Source organism: Acetobacterium fimetarium (assembly GCF_014284475.1).
GTDB lineage: Bacteria > Bacillota > Clostridia > Eubacteriales > Eubacteriaceae > Acetobacterium > Acetobacterium fimetarium.
Genome location: NZ_WJBC01000020.1, coordinates 13,051 through 29,344 on the forward strand (window position 1 = coordinate 13,051; position 16,294 = coordinate 29,344).

Genomic DNA, 16,294 nt, shown 5'->3' on the forward strand with positions numbered 1-16,294 from the left:
CCAGCTTAACAGGCAGGCGGCGAACACCCCGAAACATCGGAGTGTATAAAAATAACAGAGAAAGAAGTAATCAATGGAAAAATATATTGAAAAGGCGAATATTCTGATTGAAGCCTTACCTTATATCCAACAGTTCAAAAAGAAAACCATGGTCATCAAGTATGGCGGCAGTTTTATGTATGACGAGGAGATTAAACAGTCCGTCATGGATGATATCGCGCTGATGCGGTTGGTGGGGATTCGCGTCATTATGGTTCATGGCGGCGGGAAAGATATCTCAAGTATGTTGAGTGATCTTGATATTCAAACCGAGTTTGTCGATGGATTGCGAATCACCAACGAAAAAGTGGTGGAAGTTGCGGAAATGGTGTTGGCGGGAAAGATCAACAAGGAGATCGTTCAACTGCTGCAAAATCGTGAAATCAGTTCGGTTGGTCTTTCAGGTAAAGACGGGGGAATGATCAAGGTCAAAAAGAAATTTGTCAACAACCTTGATATCGGTTTTGTCGGAGAGATTATTCATGTCGACAGCCGGATTTTAAGCACCCTGATAAAAGAGGACTATCTGCCGGTCATCGCGCCGATTGGCACGGATAAAACCGGACAAAGCTATAACATCAATGCAGATCATGTCGCCTATGCCGTTGCCAAAGCGGTAAAGGCTGAAAAACTGATCTATCTGACCGATACGGATGGGGTTTACATGAATCCGGATAATCCGGATTCAATTATTCGTCGTCTTTCTGCGGAAAGTGTACCAAAGCTGATTGAAGAAGGCGTTATATCGGGTGGCATGATTCCGAAAGTTCAGAACAGTGTGGATGCGATCAACGGAGGCGTTAATTCGGTTCATATCTTAGACGGAAAGGTTCAGCATTCGCTGCTGCTTGAGCTCTTTACTGCCGCCGGTGTGGGAACGATGATTCGCCGTTCAATCATTTAGGAGGACAAAATGGATTTAATTACTCGTGCAAACAATGTGATCATGGAAACCTACAAGCGTTTTCCATTGGTCTTCGATAAAGGTCAGGGTTGTGTGCTGACGGATATCAACGGCAAACAATACCTCGATTTTATGGGCGGTATCGCAGTCAACTCACTGGGCTACGCTGATCCGGGACTGATGAAGGCAATGAAAGAACAGATGGAAAAACTGGTTCATGTGTCCAATCTTTACTGGACAAAACCGGGGATTGAGCTGGCCGAACTGCTGACAAAAGCAAGCGGACTGGACAAAGTCTTCTTCTGCAATAGTGGCACAGAAGCCTGTGAAGCGGCCCTGAAACTCTGCCGAATTTACGGAAAACTCAAAAAAAGCCCGGCGGCGGTGGAAATCATCGCCATGGACCAGTCTTTCCACGGTCGAACCTACGGCGCCATCACGGCGACCGGTCAGAAAAAATACCAGAAAAATCTGGAACCGCTGCTGCCGGAAGTTTACCATGTGCCCTACAACGATATCGAAGCATTGAAAGCCCGAATCAGTGAAAAAACCTGCGGGATCCTGTTAGAACCGATTCAGGGCGAAGGCGGGATTCATCCGGCTGATCCCGAATACTTAAAAGAAGTGCGAAAAATCTGTGATGAAGAAAACATCGTTCTGGTATTTGATGAAGTTCAGACCGGGATCGGTCGCTCCGGAAAATTGTTTGCCTATCAGCAGTACGGCGTGGTTCCTGACGTGGTGACTATGGCCAAAGGCCTCGGCGGCGGGGTGCCGATTGGCGGCATCATTGCCAAAAATCACGTTGCAGAAGTCTTTACGCCTGGCACACATGCGGCCACCTTTGGCGGCAACCCTTTCGTCTGCGCCACCGCAAAATACGTCATCGAAACCCTGACGGCTCCCGGATTTTTAGAATCCGTCGAGGAAAAGGGCGATTATCTGAAAACAAAACTGGAAGCATTAAAAAAAGACCATGCGTCAGTCAAAGAAGTCCGTGGCATGGGTCTGATGATCGGCGTTGAAGTTGATACGGATCTCTCGGAAATCGTGGCCAAAGCGATGGACAAGGGACTATTGATCATTACCGCCGGCACTAATGCCATTCGTTTTGTACCACCGCTGGTTATCACAAAAGAACAAATTGACCAGGCAGTTGCGATTTTCGCTGAATGTTTATAAATTAAGATCAAAATAAAAGGACAATAAGACGGTTGACAAAGTACCAACGTAGTACCGACAATTGTTATATCGTGTTGGTTGCATCAAGGCGGACATCTCGAAGAGTGTCCGAGCTTGCAGCAGCCAACTGATTAACAATTGTCGGTACGGGGTTTACCGATAACCTGAGGGCAATTATTTTCATTATGAAAATAATTGCCCTTTAAATATTTTTTTGCTAATGTTTCTTTAACAGGATCGAGGCGCTGGTGCCCTTTCCGAGTTCACTTTGGATCACGAGCTGGCCATGGTGAATGGTGACGATGCTGTCAATAATGGATAAGCCCAGCCCGGTACCGCCGGTATCCCGGGAACGGTCCCGGCTGATCCGATAAAATCGCTCTTTGATTCGTTCGAGTTCATTTTCAGGGATGCCGCAACCGGAATCGCGAATGGTGATTTCAGTTGTTTCTTCATCATGAACGGTGCCGATCAGGGTGATGGTGCCGCCTTCCGGTGTGTACTTGCGGCTGTTGTCGATCAGACCGCGGATGGCCTGGATCAGCAGTCCTTCATTGCCGCGGACAAAGGCCGCGCCGCAGGTTTCCAGTCGGTAGTCATGGTCCGGATCGATCATCAGACACTGGGAATAGACTTTTTCCAGCACAACGGATAGGTCCAGTACCCTGAAATCCTCATTGAAATAGTTGTTTTCAATCCGGGTGATCAGCAGCAGATCTTCAACCATTTTGCTCATGCCTCCGATTTCATCGCGAATGGCATCGATGGATTCGTTGCAGAGCTGCGGATCGTTTTTTCCCCAGTCCGACAGGATGTCGATGTAGCCTTTGATAACCGTCAGGGGGATGCGCAGTTCATGAGAAGCATCGGAGACAAAACGTTTTTGATTGTTGAAGGCAGATTCCAATTTTTGAATCATCTGGTTAAGTGATATAATCAGCTGATCGAGCTCATCTTTGTTGCCGGTTTCAGCGATCCGGGTATTCAGATTGTTTTCGGTGATGTTTCTGGCAGTTTCAGATATTTTAATCAATGGCTTCAAGGTATGCTTGGTGCCATAAATACCAATAATGATAATGGCGATCAGACCGACGATGCTGATGGACACCATCAGGACAAACAAGGTCGTCATGAAAACATAGCTGTCGTGAAGATTCTTCACGATTTGAATATAGATGATATCGCCGTCTTCAAGAACATAGTAAGACCCCAGGTAGTAGTAATCGGTCTGATTGTAGCGCAGCGAATTGACTGAAATTGTCTGGTTCTGCTTTTGCTCATCATCAAAACTGAACTCGAAGAGACGGAAATGGTATTTTTCCAGGTCGTCTGCCACAAGCAGGTCCGTCAGTATTTCAGAAGACTGATAAACATTGCCCTCGTTGTCGGAAAGCTGGTAGGCAATCTGGGAGTTGTCTTTGAAAAACGGGTACAATTTTTCGGAAATGACTTCCAGCCGCTCGCGGCCCGGATAACTGAGCAGAAGGGGCATGTTTTCGTCGATGGTATTGATGACATAGTCGTTGAAACGGATCATGGTCGACTGGCTTTCGTTCAAAATGAGTTGCTTGGAAAAGAAAAAAACCATCAGGAATGACAGAGCCAGCACAAAGGTTAAGGCAAGAATGAAGAAGTATACGATGCGGTGATAGATCTTGAGCGGCTTTTTTCGGCCGGGAATATTTAAGTTATCGAACCACATAACCGCGTCCCCTGACCGTTTGAATGCGTTTTTCATCATAATCACGGTCGATTTTATCCCGCAGGTATTTGATGTAGACATCCACAATATTGTCGCCGCCCTCATAATCAAAGCCCCAGACATTGTCAAGAATCTGTTCCCGCGATTGAACCAGATCATGATTGAGGACAAGATAATATAGAAGGTCAAATTCGGTGCGGGAGAGTTCAATCTCCTGAGCTTGCCGTTTCACACTAAAACTAATCAAATCAATTTCGATGTCTTTAAAATCAATGTGGTTTTTGGCTGGGTGTTCGGGGGTACTTTTTCGGATATTGGCTTTGATTCGGGCAAGGAGTTCATCAAAATTAAAAGGTTTGGTGACGTAATCGTCGGCGCCGAGTTCAAAACCTTTAACCACGTCTTTCGTTCCGTCTTGGGCGGTGACGAAAATAACGGGCAACTGACTGTTGCGGGATTTGATATACTGGAGCACCTCATATCCGGATGCTTCAGGAAGCATAATATCCAGGAGAACAAGGTCAAAGGCAGGGTGATCATTAAATGCTTCAATCCCTTCTCTGCCGGTAAAGGCTTTGGTTGTCACAAATCCGGCATGATTCAATTGCAGTTCAATGATCCGGGATATTTTTTTGTCATCTTCAACAATGAGTATTTCTTTCATGGTAACCTCCCAATTTAAGTAGAATCATATCATATTTTTCAGTTTTTATATAGCTTTAAGATTTCACAATTATAATCATACTATATGACTTTTAATAAAATTCAGAACGAGGAAGGAGTCGTTTTATGCGTATATTATTTGTAGAAGACGAAAAAAAGATAACCGATGCACTCCAGGAATTATGTAAGATTCAAAACATTGATTGCGACATTGCAAATGATGGGGAAGAGGGGTTGTTGTTCGCGCTCAATCCCATTTACGATGTGATTGTTCTGGATATCATGCTGCCGATAAAAAGCGGTATTGAAATTCTGCAGCAGATCAGAGATCAGGGCATTAATACCCCAGTTTTGATGCTGACGGCAAAAGGAACCATTGATGATAAAGTGAAAGGTTTGGATATGGGAGCGGATGATTATTTAATCAAACCTTTTTCAGCAAAGGAACTTTTCGCGCGGATTCGCGCCCTGGGTCGCCGTCCGGACCATGGTATCAAGGGCGAAACCATCGTTTTTGAAGATGTCAGCTTCAATACAAAAAAGAATATTCTACAAACGGTCAATAAAGAATTCAAACTTTCAGTTAAGGAAGCAAAAATTCTGGAAATGCTTTTAAAACGACCGAACCAGGTTTTTACCCGGGAACAGATTTTAGATCGGGTCTGGGGATTCGATAAAGAAGTGAATGAGAACAATATCGAAATCTATGTTCACAATCTGCGAAAAAAAATCATCGATACGCAAGTTAAGATTGACACGATTCGAGGGGTTGGTTATACACTTGGGAAAAAATAAATTGGGGTATGGAGACTCATGTTTAAAGAAATAAAACGAAAAATTACCATGTTCAATACGCTTATTCTGGTTATTTTCATGTTTGTATTTATCCTGCTACTGGGTTTTCTTGTAAAATGGAGTCTTAATCTTACCGGGGAAATGTATTTAACCAATGTTGGAAAAGAGATTATTCAAAACAATGGTGAATCTGATCCTTCACATATCACTTCGGTTGATTCTGTTCATGACAAAGTTGGCTATCAGTTTATTTTGTGGGACAGCAGCCGTACCGTAAAATCCATGAAGCTGGAAGACCGCAACTTGATCATGTTGGGTTATGAATGGATGATTCAGGGAAAGCAGGTATCCCAGTTCAGCATGATGACTTCGGACAATATCGAATATCGCGTGTATACGTTGCCGTATTCGAATAATAATAATGATTATGTACTACAGGTCTTTCAGCAGATTACCACGGAACAGTCAATTATTACTTATATTATTTCGTTCCTGTTTTTGATCGGGATTGGTTCCATTGCCGTTTTAATCCCGATGAGCTATTTTCTGGCGGGAAAATCACTGCAGCCGATCAAGGAGACCTTTGAAGATCAAAAGAAGTTCATTGCCAATGCTTCCCATGAATTGAGAACCCCTCTTACCGTCATCCAGACGAATGTTGAGGTGCTGAAACTCAAGGAAGAGGAACAGATTAAAGACAACATGAAATGGCTCAACAATATCGGGAGCGAAAGCGAAACGATGGCTAAACTCATTTCAGATTTATTGATCCTGGCGCAGGCGGAGAATCAGAGTTTGTCCATTGAGAAGGAGCTGTTTGATTTATCTTCGCTGTGCGAACAAATTGTTGTGCTGATGACTGAACTGGCAAATGAAAAAGAAATTGAGTTGAGTGCAAATATTGGACCGGCGATTCAATATCGCGGCGATGAGGAAAAACTCAAACAGGCGATCCGGATCCTGGTGGATAATGCCATCAAATACACCCCCGAGGGCGGTAAAGTTCAATTGTGTCTGGTTCAGGGAAAGCGAAACATCGCCATCGAAGTCAAGGATACCGGGGTTGGACTGACCGAGGAAGAAAAGGCGAAAGTATTCAGTCGTTTCTATCGGGTCGACGATGCCCGCAATCGGGAAACTGGCGGCGTTGGACTGGGCTTGAATATTGCCGATTATGTGGTCAAAAAACATGGCGGCAAAATAAAAATTGAATCAGTTCCCAATATGGGGAGCACGTTCTCGATTATTCTGCCGCGGGCAAATTTGAAATCGGAGACTAAAAAAAACAACAACCAAATGGATATGTTTTTATAAAAAAGTAAAGAAGTTCGAGCATCCGGCTGTTTTCGGTAAAACCAAAAACAGTCGTTTGATTGAACTTTTTTGCTGAAATTGATCGACTTTCGGTGCGTGGGACCGGTTCAAATAAAAGGTTGTTACTTTGCCAAAACAGTATGGTATAATAATCGAGATCCGATAGAATGGGAGTAGATATGGACAATGAATCAAAACGAGGATAAGAAAAAGAGCCGGTTTTCTAGATTCTGGAAGAAATATTCGAATGTGATTATTCTGCTTTTGATAGTTGGCGTGACAGTTGCCATTATTTTAACGCAGGTTGATCCGATCGAATTTCGTAATACGCTCGATCAAGCAAGAGGTGAATTTTTGCTTTTGGGGATCGGTTGCATCATTGTTTATTGGCTTTTAGAGGCCTATATGTTATTAAAGCTCTTGCGACGGGAAAACCCCAAGGAAAAATTTTCATTTGCATTTACGCTGATGATGGTCGGTCAATATTACAATCTGCTTGATCCCAGTTCAAGCGGCGGGCAACCGATTCAGCTTTACGCGATGTCAAAAAAAAAATATGGTCTGGGAACGGGTACCGCCGTTCTCGTCCAGAAATATGCACTGTATCAGATTACGATTACCTGCCTGGCAATCACTTCGATTATTTTTTGCGTGACTGAACTCAATCAGAGTTTAGATGCGGCCAAGTGGCTTATTGTCATCGGCCTTGCTTTAAATATCGCTGCTGTTGTGCTGATTATTATTTTGGTCTTTAATCCAAATGCGGCAAAGGGTATTTTATCAGGATGTGTGAAAATCCTATTTAGACTGCATCTGCTGAAAAAACCGGAAAAGTATCATAAAAAAGTCGATCATTTCGTTGGCGAATACAAGCTCGCCGTTGATGGACTGAAAAGTCAGAAAAAACAAACCGTTTATTTGTTTCTGATTTCTATCGTTCAGATGGTGGCTTTTTATTCAGTCAACCATTTTGTCTATCTGTCGCTGGGATTAAGCAGCATCAATGCAATAACACTCATTTCGCTGCAAGCGATCCTGTACGTAGCCGTGGCTTTTATCCCCACACCCGGTGCGGCGGGGGGGGCGGAAGCAGGGTTTTTATTGATATTCGGACCGATTTACGGAGCGGCTTATGCTCCGGTAGCGATGATACTGTGGCGAATGATCACCTTTTATTTTATTCTTGTATTTGGCGGCATTTATTTATCGATTCATTCCATCAAGATGGGCAAAGAGAAGGTAGCTGCTATCGAAGAAGAACTGTCAGAAGAGGTCGATTATCTGATTGAAGAAAAAAAGTGAAAATAAGAATGCTGAATAATAGAGTTCAAATACAGGGCTGTTTTATGATACGGGGTGAGCCGGTTATAATTTAACTGCCGGGTAATTGAACTTTTATTTCGTGCTGGCGGCGAAGCGTAAGGTCGCTTTGCAAAGGCCTGAAAGATGTTAAAAAAGAAAGGGTTATCAATGAACATTGTACTTTATCAACCTGAAATACCACAAAATACCGGAAACATTTCAAGAACCTGTGCTTTAACGGAGACGACGCTTCATCTGATCAAACCGCTTGGTTTCTCGCTGGATGAAAAGCATCTCAAACGGGCGGGTCTGGACTATTGGGATCTGCTGGATCTGCATATCTATGAATCGTTCGATGATTTTATCAAAAAGAACCCGGAGGCACAAATCTATTTACTGACAACCAAGGCCGAAAGCTACTATGATGCCATCGCTTATGATGAAAATGCCTATCTCATGTTTGGCAAAGAAACGGCTGGATTACCGGCTGAAATTCATGACGCGTATCCGGAAAATCGGTTTCGAATACCCATGAAAAACCATGCCAAAGCACGCTCGCTTAATCTTTCCAATGCCGTCAGTATTGTCCTTTTTGAAGCATTGAGACAACATCAATTCAAAGGGCTCATTTAACGATGAAAATTTATGAAAATAATTGAAAATCGCATTACTTTACACAAACAGTATGGTATAATAATTGATAATAAAAAAATTGAAATGATATAAAGTGACCATAGTCAAGGAGAATTTAGTGAAAACAATTCATGTTCAGAAGATCATTGATACTGTTGCTGAAATGTGTATTGAAGCCAATACGTTTTTATCGGAAGATATGCTTGAAGGCTTGCGTGCGGCAGAATCATCAGAAGAATCTGAAAACGGTAAAGAGATTCTTGAAACAATGTTGGACAATTTTGAAGTGGCCAAAAGTAAAGGGATTCCCATTTGCCAGGATACCGGAATGGTTGTCATGTTTGTGTCTTTCGGACAGGATTTGATGATTGCAGGCGGTATTCTGGAAGAGGCGCTGCAAGCTGGGGTGGCAAAAGGGTATGAAGAAGGATATCTTCGTAAATCCGTTGTTGCCGACCCGTTTATTCGAACAAATACAAACAACAACACCCCGGCGGTCATTCATTATAAAGTTGTGCCCGGCGATCAGTTGAAAATAAAAGTATTGCCGAAGGGGTTTGGCAGTGAAAACACCAGTGCCCTGAAAATGTTAAAACCATCGGATGGTATGGCTGGCGTCAAGGACTTTGTCATCAAGACCGTTGAATCCGGCAGCCCCAACGCTTGCGCTCCCATCGTTGTTGGGGTAGGTGTGGGTGGCACCATGGAAAAAGCTGCATTGATGGCCAAAGAGGCTCTGGGACGTCCTTTATGGGCTCATAACCCGCAGGAACACATTGCCGCTCTGGAAGACTATTTACTGGAAGCCTGTAATAGTTTGGGCATTGGCCCGATGGGTTTAGGCGGGGTTAATACCGTGCTCGGCGTCAATGTCGATGTTTACCCAACGCATATTGCCGGATTACCGGTAGCTGTTAATATTACGTGTTATGTCAACCGACATGTGGAAAGGGAGCTGTAAGATGGCGATTATCATGATAGAAACGCCCATGAGCAAATTGGCCCGCCAGAAGCTGAAAGCAGGAGATCACGTCCGAATATCAGGGATGCTCTATACGGCGCGCGATGCAGCACATAAAAGAATGATCGAAACGCTTGAAAGGGGTTTGCCGTTGCCGGTGGATTTCACCGATCAGTTTGTCTATTATGTGGGACCCTGTCCGGCAAAACCTGGAGAAATAATTGGTTCTGCCGGACCGACAACCAGTGGCCGGATGGATGTTTATACGCCGGAGCTTCTGAAAAGAGGGCTGGGCGGGATGATCGGCAAAGGAAACCGGAGTGAACGGGTAATCAATAGCATGATCAACCATGGTGCCGTTTATTTTGGCTGTGTCGGTGGTGCCGGCGCACTGCTGCAGAACTGTATCAAATCAGTCGAAATTATCGCATACGAAGATCTCGGAACAGAAGCCATCCGAAAAATTGAAGTGGAGAATTTTCCGGCGATTGTCGTAATCGATTCACAGGGAAATAATTTATATGAGACAGAAAGAAAAAAATATACAAAGAAATCTTGGATTTAAGTAGGAGGAATAGAAATGAAAAAAGCAGAAATGGTTATTCAAACATCATTGCGAAAGGGGGGGACAGATCCCATTTTCAAGATTGCCGGTCAAGCGAATATACAGATTAAAAAATGCGGACCGGAAGCGGTGATCAACTCAACGATCGGGGCACTGATGGATGACAACGGTGAGCTGGTTACGTTTAAGGCGGTATACGATACACTTAAAGCGTTACCGAATGCCTTGATCGCCAATTATGCCGGGCTGGCAGGACAACCGGATTATCTGGAAAAAGTCGTCGAAGCCTGCTTCCGGGATTGCAAACCGGAAGGTCATATTCGGGCGGTTGCAACGCCAGGCGGAACCGGCGCAGTCCGACATGCTTTTTGCAATTATACTGAGCTGGGTGATACCATTCTGATTACAGATTGGCACTGGGCGGCATATGAAACGATTGCGGACGATAACCACAGAAAAATTGCCACCTTCCCGCTTTACAATGAGGCCGGTACCTTCAATCTGGCGGGCTACAAAAAAAGCGTGCTGGAATTACTGGAAAAGCAAAAAAGAGTTTTAACAGTATTGAATACGCCGGCCCACAATCCGACTGGTTATACGATTTCTGATGACGAATGGAAAGAAATAAAATCATTTATTACAGAAACAGCACAGGCGCAACCGAATTCAAAGATTATTCTATTGATTGATCTGGCCTACATTGATTTTGCCGGTGAAGGTGATGATGCCCGACAATTCATGAAGATGATCACCGGAATGCCTCACAATGTACTGCCACTCTATGCTTTCAGCTGCTCTAAGAGTTATACGATGTATGGACTGAGAAACGGTGCAATCATCTGCGTGGCACCGACAGAAGAAATCGCCACTGAATTTGCCAATTCCTGCACTTATTCCAACCGTGGAAACTGGTCAAATGGAACCCGCGGAGCCATGGAAACCATTACCAAAATTTACAGTAATGAAGAGCTTTTTAATCAGGCAATGGCGGAACAAAGCTTTTACAAAGCAATATTGAGAAAACGTGCCGCCGCCTTTGTTGAAGAAGCAGATAAAATCGGTCTGAAAATGGTTACCTATCGGGATGGATTTTTCATCAGTCTGCCCTGTGATCATCCCAAAGAAATCAGCGACCTGCTGATGGAGAAAAACACATTTGTCGTTCCTTTGGGAAAAGGTCTTCGTTTTGCACCATGTGCCGTATCGGAAGAGAAATGCCGTCGTGCACCACAGCTGATCTTACAGGCGATGAAAGAAGTTGGAGATTGTTAGTTTCCGGATTCCTGTTTAAAAATTGAAAGGTGAAGAGATGAAAGTTAAAATCGTTGATGTCGCTCGAGAAGCAAATGTTTCGGTCGCTACCGTGTCACGCGTTGTAAATAATATTCCTTTGGTAAATGAAGAAACAAAGGAACGGGTATTAGAAGCCATAAAAAAGACCGGTTATAAACCGAATGCGATTGCAAGAAGTTTAAAAATTCAAAAAACAAATACCATGGGAATCATGATTCCAGATATCACCAATCCTTACTACACGGAGATTGTCCGTGGTGCGGAAGATGTCTGTGGGATTTACCATTATAATATTATTCTCAGTAATACGGATTTCAATCCTGAAAAAGAAATGAAATCCCTGAACGCATTGGTTGAAAAACAATGCGATGGCATTATTTATGTTGGAAAAGATTTAAGTGAAGAAATGCAAAAAGAGCTGATTGATGCGCCAAGTGAAGTCGTCCTGGGGTGCATTCCCGACGACAGCGGCTTTCTCAGCGGGGTGCTGATCAATAATGAGGCCGCCGCCTATGATCTGGCCAGTGAACTGATTAAAATGGGACATAAAAAGTTCCTGCTTTTCTTTGACGAGGTTGAAGAAGGCTATATTTATCAGGAACGAAAAAAAGGTTTCATGAAGGCTTTTACAGAGAATAATATTGAATTTGACGATAGCCGTATCCTCCAGGCAAAACTCAGTCTTTCAGGTGGGTATACCCTGATGGAGGAGGCCATCAATTCAGGCGTTGAATTTACCTGCGTCTGCTGCTTCAATGATCAAATCGCGCTTGGTGCAATTCGCAAAGCCGAGGAAATGGGGAAAAAAGTACCGGAAGATATCAGTATCTGCGGTTTTAATAACTTCTGGATTTCCGAATGGACAAGACCTCAGATTACCACAGTTGCTCAGCCCATGTATGACATTGGCGCCATTGCGATGCGGATGCTCATTAAATTATGTGAAAAAGATGGTGACCGGACAGTTAATAACGTTTACGTTCCTCATGAGGTTCTGATTCGAGACTCGGTTGCGGCAATCAAGAAATAAGAAGGACTTTAATGAAGTTTATTGACTGGAAAGAAACGGATCCCCGGATCAATCTTGCTTTCGAAGAATACGTTTTTAATCAAATGGACCAAAACGAGAGCTATTTTCTTTTATGGCAGAATAATAATGCCGTCATCGTTGGTAAACACCAGAATACCATTGAAGAGATCAATCAGGAATATGTTAAAACAAATGGCATTAAAGTGGTTCGACGGCTGTCAGGCGGCGGAGCGGTTTATCACGACATGGGGAACCTGAACTTTACATTTATCGTCAATGATAATGGAAGAAAACCGTTTGATTTTAAAACGTTTACCAGACCTCTGGTTGGAGCGTTGCAGTCACTGGGTGTCGATGCGGAGTTCAACAGCCGAAATGATATCGCCATTGAAGGCAAGAAGTTTTCAGGCAACGCTCAATATGCCAGTAGCGGCCGGATTCTTCATCACGGCACAATTCTGTTCAATTCAGAATTATCAGCCATTTCGCGTGCTTTAAAAGTAAAGAAAGATAAGATTGAGTCAAAAGGCGTAAAATCGATTAAAAGCCGGGTAACCAATATTGCAGATTATCTGGATGAAAGTTATTCTCTGGAAGATTTTAAAAAATTATTGCTTGCTTTCATGTTTAAGGATGAAAAGCTTCAGAAGATGGAACTGAGCGGTGAAGATTTTGCGGCCATAGAAAAAATCAAAAATGAAAAATACGGAACATGGGATTGGAATTACGGAAAATCACCAATGTACAACCTCAGAAAAGATCGGAAATGTGATTTTGGACTCATTACGATTCTTCTTCAGGTGGAAAAAGCGGTGATCAGGGATATCCATTTCTATGGAGACTATTTTGGCAATGGTGATATGCATGAGCTCGAAGCACTATTGACAGGAATTAAACCAAATGAAGAAGCGTTGTCAGCAGCCCTTGCAGGTGTTGAATTAGCCGATTATATCAATGGTTTAGATTCGAAAACTTTAATTGATTTAATTCTATATTAGAGCAAATAGAAAGGGAATATCATTGGAATCAAACAATATTACTCGGCTTCAAGTTGATGGGAAAGAGATCATTCTGATTGGCACAGCCCACGTATCAAAAAACAGTGTCGCTGAAGTTCGGGAAACGATCGAAAAGGAACGACCGGATTCAATCTGTATTGAATTGGATCAGCAGCGATATGATTCGATTCAGGAGAAGGAGTCATGGTCCAATACGGATATCGTGCAGATTATCAAAAGTAAACGGGCGGGATTTTTATTCGCGAACATTTTACTTTCAAATTATCAGCGAAAACTGGCTGAGCAATTTGGCATTGAATCAGGACAGGAGATGATGGAGGGAATAGCCTGTGCAAAGGAATACGGGGCTGAGCTGGTGCTGGCAGACCGCAGTATTCAGGTTACCTTTAATCGAATCTGGAGAGGCTGCAGCTTCTGGGAAAAAATCAAGGTGATCTTTTCGATTGCACTCAGTGTTGTCGATGATGAGGAGATTACCGAGGAAGATCTGGAAAACCTCAAGTCGGAAGATATGCTTAGTGCCGCTTTATCCGAAATGGGGTCAGCCTTCAAAGGGGTAAAAGAATATCTGGTGGACGAACGCGATCAGTACTTATCCCAGAAAATCAAGAATGCGCCCGGGAATAAAATCGTGGCCGTGCTCGGTGCAGCACATGTCCCGGGAATAAAAGAAGAAATCTACAAAGATATCGATGTGAAGAAGCTGGAGACCATCCCGCCAAAATCAAAGGTTGGAAAAGTGATGGGCTGGATGATCCCGATCATGCTGATCGCGATCATTGTCGCAACGTTTATCGTCAATCCGGGCTCTGGATGGGAACAGGCAAAATCATGGATTCTCTGGACAAGCCTGTTGGCGGCGCTGGGAACATTCATTGCCGGCGGTCATATTCTTTCAATACTAACATCCTTAGTGGTCGCCCCGATCACGACACTGCATCCGCTGTTGGCGGCGGGCTGGTTTGCCGGTATTGTGGAGGCGCACTATCGAAAACCGAAAGTTGAAGACTTTGAATCCTTGCCGAAAGACCTGGGCAGCCTGAAGGGACTTTGGCATAACAAGGTTACCAAGGTACTGATGGTTGTGGTATTTGCCAACCTCGGAAGCAGCCTGGGCACCTGGCTGGGCGGCATCAATATTATCGGGATTTTCATCAACACATTTTCATAAAGGCAGCTGAGGGAGTGCCAGTTGTCGTGTTTTGTTGATCAAAAAAACTTGTTTATATATTCAAAATAATATATAATTAACCACATTAGGAATTTTGAAAGGAGAAAACTATGAACAAAAAACTATTAGGCCTGACTTTGGCTGCTGTGATGTTGTTGGTACCGGCCTTTACGGGCTGTTCATCCGGAAGTAAAGCAGCAACGGAAGATGCGTTAGCAGATGGGGTTTTAAGTGTCGCGGTAGATGATACCTATTTACCGATGGAATTCAGAGACGATCAGAATCAATTAGTTGGTTTCGATGTCGATTTCGCGAAAGCATTGGGTGACGCATTAGGGGTTAGTGTAGAATTCAAAACGGTTGCATGGGACGGAATTTTCAATGGTTTGAATGCTAAACAATACGATGCGATTATTTCCAGCACCAGTATTACACCAGAACGTCAAAAGTCATTTAGCATGACGGATCCGTATGTTGCAAACGGTATAGTGATTGTATCGAGAAAAGATGCCACGCCAGTTAAAACATTCAAGGAACTTGACGGCAAGACCTTGGGCGCTCAGATTCAGACAACTGCTGATATTGCGGCCGGAAAATTAAAGGAACAACAAAGCGTTAACGTAGAGATCAAGGAATATGATGGCATGCTGGATGCATTCGCAGCGCTGCAGGGAAAACAAATCGATAATGTCATTACCGATGTTGGCGTCGCAATGTACTATGTTGCCCAGAATCCTGATCTGTTTGTTGTCAGTTCAGATGTTCTGACCAATGAACCCATTGGGATCACATCACGTTTAGAAGATAAGACGACAACAACAAAATTCAATGAGGCGATTAAAAAACTTCAGGATAATGGAAAATTAACAGAAATTTCCATGAAATGGTTTGGAACCGATATGACAAAAGATATTGATACAAAGCTTTCTGTTGTTGAGTAAAAAAAATAGAAATTAATAACTAAATCGAATAGGACTTGTAGCAGTTTCTGTGACAAGTCCTGTTCATGTGTTAACGTGAATGAAATTTCATAAATTTATTACGAAGGGAAGATCAATTTGTTAAATGAAACCCAATTATGGGCAATTTTTAATGGGACGGTCGTTACCATTGAAATTGCAATCGTAGCGATTATTTTTGGGGCGATTTTTGGCGTTCTGGTTGCACTTGGAAGAATCTCGAAAAACAAGCTGGCCAACGGATTATCATGGTTCTATATATGGTTCTTCAGAGGAACACCGCTATTGCTTCAATTATTTATTATTTATTATGCCATCCCGATTATCTATCTCGATGCGACGGGGATGACCTTTGAAATCAATCCGATGATTTGTGCTTTTGTTGCTTTTTCATTAAATTCGACTGCCTATCTTGCAGAGATTATTCGGGCCGCGATTGAATCGATCGATGGCGGACAGATGGAGGCAGCAAAGGCATTAGGCATGAGCTATCGACAGGCGATGACGAAAATTGTTATTCCGCAAACGTATAAACGACTTGTTGCACCAGTTGGCAACGAATTTATATTGCTGCTGAAAGATACCTCACTGGTATCGACAATTGCGCTTTTTGATTTATTGAGAACCGTAAAAACCATGGCCAGCGCTGACGGAAACTGGATCTATTATGTATATGCTGCAGCGATCTATCTGTTTTTAACTACGATTATCCAGGTAGTTTTTGATAAAATGGAAGTGAAACTTGGAGTTTACGAAAGATAG

The 16,294-nt window shown here is 43.2% G+C and carries 16 protein-coding genes; 14 read left to right on the forward strand and 2 right to left on the reverse strand.

Features of this window, described 5'->3' with window-relative positions; translation table 11 throughout:
* The first annotated feature begins 73 nt into the window (after positions 1-73).
* Both argB and GH808_RS11905 read left to right on the forward strand, forming a co-directional pair.
* A complete protein-coding gene (argB, locus tag GH808_RS11900) occupies positions 74-943 on the forward strand; it encodes an acetylglutamate kinase (RefSeq protein ID WP_186843014.1) in 870 nt (289 codons plus the stop codon).
* 9 nt (positions 944-952) lie between these two features.
* Positions 953-2,125, forward strand: coding sequence for an acetylornithine transaminase (locus tag GH808_RS11905; protein WP_186843015.1), 1,173 nt, complete (start codon positions 953-955; stop codon positions 2,123-2,125).
* Positions 2,126-2,342: 217 nt separating this feature from the next.
* Here the strand turns inward: GH808_RS11905 and GH808_RS11910 are convergent, their stop codons facing one another.
* Both GH808_RS11910 and GH808_RS11915 read right to left on the reverse strand, forming a co-directional pair.
* Complete coding sequence (locus tag GH808_RS11910; protein WP_186843016.1) at positions 2,343-3,827, reverse strand: sensor histidine kinase; 1,485 nt, start codon at positions 3,825-3,827, stop codon at positions 2,343-2,345.
* Entirely contained in the window at positions 3,814-4,491 is a 678-nt protein-coding gene (locus tag GH808_RS11915; RefSeq protein ID WP_186843017.1) for a response regulator transcription factor, read from the reverse strand. The genes GH808_RS11910 and GH808_RS11915 overlap by 14 nt, the downstream gene beginning before the upstream one ends.
* 125 nt (positions 4,492-4,616) lie before the next feature.
* On the opposite strand from GH808_RS11915, the gene GH808_RS11920 reads away from it, so the two are divergent.
* The 12 genes from GH808_RS11920 (at position 4,617) to GH808_RS11975 (ending at position 16,294) form a co-directional block, all read left to right on the forward strand.
* Positions 4,617-5,285 carry a response regulator transcription factor gene (locus tag GH808_RS11920; protein WP_186843018.1) on the forward strand — a complete coding sequence of 223 codons (669 nt, stop codon included), beginning with the start codon at positions 4,617-4,619 and terminating at the stop codon, positions 5,283-5,285.
* Between the two features lie 18 nt (positions 5,286-5,303).
* Positions 5,304-6,599, forward strand: coding sequence for a sensor histidine kinase (locus GH808_RS11925; protein WP_186843019.1), 1,296 nt, complete (start codon positions 5,304-5,306; stop codon positions 6,597-6,599).
* Positions 6,600-6,785: 186 nt separating this feature from the next.
* Positions 6,786-7,901 (forward strand): lysylphosphatidylglycerol synthase transmembrane domain-containing protein, encoded by a 1,116-nt coding sequence (locus GH808_RS11930; RefSeq protein ID WP_186843020.1) that lies wholly within the window; start codon positions 6,786-6,788, stop codon positions 7,899-7,901.
* 168 nt (positions 7,902-8,069) lie between these two features.
* Entirely contained in the window at positions 8,070-8,534 is a 465-nt protein-coding gene (gene trmL, locus GH808_RS11935; protein ID WP_186843021.1) for a tRNA (uridine(34)/cytosine(34)/5-carboxymethylaminomethyluridine(34)-2'-O)-methyltransferase TrmL, read from the forward strand.
* A 118-nt stretch (positions 8,535-8,652) separates the two neighbouring features.
* Positions 8,653-9,495, forward strand: coding sequence for a fumarate hydratase (locus GH808_RS11940; protein ID WP_186843022.1), 843 nt, complete (start codon positions 8,653-8,655; stop codon positions 9,493-9,495).
* Position 9,496: 1 nt separating this feature from the next.
* Positions 9,497-10,060: a Fe-S-containing hydro-lyase gene (locus tag GH808_RS11945; protein ID WP_186843023.1), complete on the forward strand. Its 564-nt coding sequence runs from the start codon at positions 9,497-9,499 to the stop codon at positions 10,058-10,060.
* A 15-nt stretch (positions 10,061-10,075) separates the two neighbouring features.
* Positions 10,076-11,332 (forward strand): pyridoxal phosphate-dependent aminotransferase, encoded by a 1,257-nt coding sequence (locus tag GH808_RS11950; RefSeq protein WP_186843024.1) that lies wholly within the window; start codon positions 10,076-10,078, stop codon positions 11,330-11,332.
* Positions 11,333-11,369: 37 nt separating this feature from the next.
* Complete coding sequence (locus GH808_RS11955; protein WP_186843025.1) at positions 11,370-12,383, forward strand: LacI family DNA-binding transcriptional regulator; 1,014 nt, start codon at positions 11,370-11,372, stop codon at positions 12,381-12,383.
* A gap of 11 nt (positions 12,384-12,394) precedes the next feature.
* Positions 12,395-13,381: a lipoate--protein ligase gene (locus tag GH808_RS11960; protein ID WP_186843026.1), complete on the forward strand. Its 987-nt coding sequence runs from the start codon at positions 12,395-12,397 to the stop codon at positions 13,379-13,381.
* A 16-nt stretch (positions 13,382-13,397) separates the two neighbouring features.
* Complete coding sequence (locus tag GH808_RS11965) at positions 13,398-14,573, forward strand: TraB/GumN family protein (RefSeq protein ID WP_186843048.1); 1,176 nt, start codon at positions 13,398-13,400, stop codon at positions 14,571-14,573.
* Positions 14,574-14,683: 110 nt separating this feature from the next.
* Positions 14,684-15,514, forward strand: coding sequence for a transporter substrate-binding domain-containing protein (locus tag GH808_RS11970; RefSeq protein WP_186843027.1), 831 nt, complete (start codon positions 14,684-14,686; stop codon positions 15,512-15,514).
* Positions 15,515-15,631: 117 nt separating this feature from the next.
* Positions 15,632-16,294, forward strand: coding sequence for an amino acid ABC transporter permease (locus tag GH808_RS11975; RefSeq protein WP_186843028.1), 663 nt, complete (start codon positions 15,632-15,634; stop codon positions 16,292-16,294).

What these genes read in the sequence shown, in the direction of transcription:
- argB (WP_186843014.1), top strand. Translation starts at nt 74, where the DNA reads ATGGAAAAATATATTGAAAAGGCGAATATTCTGATTGAAGCCTTACCT.
- GH808_RS11905 (WP_186843015.1), top strand. Translation starts at nt 953, where the DNA reads ATGGATTTAATTACTCGTGCAAACAATGTGATCATGGAAACCTACAAG.
- GH808_RS11910 (WP_186843016.1), bottom strand. Translation starts at nt 3,827, where the DNA reads ATGTGGTTCGATAACTTAAATATTCCCGGCCGAAAAAAGCCGCTCAAG.
- GH808_RS11915 (WP_186843017.1), bottom strand. Translation starts at nt 4,491, where the DNA reads ATGAAAGAAATACTCATTGTTGAAGATGACAAAAAAATATCCCGGATC.
- GH808_RS11920 (WP_186843018.1), top strand. Translation starts at nt 4,617, where the DNA reads ATGCGTATATTATTTGTAGAAGACGAAAAAAAGATAACCGATGCACTC.
- GH808_RS11925 (WP_186843019.1), top strand. Translation starts at nt 5,304, where the DNA reads ATGTTTAAAGAAATAAAACGAAAAATTACCATGTTCAATACGCTTATT.
- GH808_RS11930 (WP_186843020.1), top strand. Translation starts at nt 6,786, where the DNA reads ATGAATCAAAACGAGGATAAGAAAAAGAGCCGGTTTTCTAGATTCTGG.
- trmL (WP_186843021.1), top strand. Translation starts at nt 8,070, where the DNA reads ATGAACATTGTACTTTATCAACCTGAAATACCACAAAATACCGGAAAC.
- GH808_RS11945 (WP_186843023.1), top strand. Translation starts at nt 9,497, where the DNA reads ATGGCGATTATCATGATAGAAACGCCCATGAGCAAATTGGCCCGCCAG.
- GH808_RS11950 (WP_186843024.1), top strand. Translation starts at nt 10,076, where the DNA reads ATGAAAAAAGCAGAAATGGTTATTCAAACATCATTGCGAAAGGGGGGG.
- GH808_RS11955 (WP_186843025.1), top strand. Translation starts at nt 11,370, where the DNA reads ATGAAAGTTAAAATCGTTGATGTCGCTCGAGAAGCAAATGTTTCGGTC.
- GH808_RS11960 (WP_186843026.1), top strand. Translation starts at nt 12,395, where the DNA reads ATGAAGTTTATTGACTGGAAAGAAACGGATCCCCGGATCAATCTTGCT.
- GH808_RS11970 (WP_186843027.1), top strand. Translation starts at nt 14,684, where the DNA reads ATGAACAAAAAACTATTAGGCCTGACTTTGGCTGCTGTGATGTTGTTG.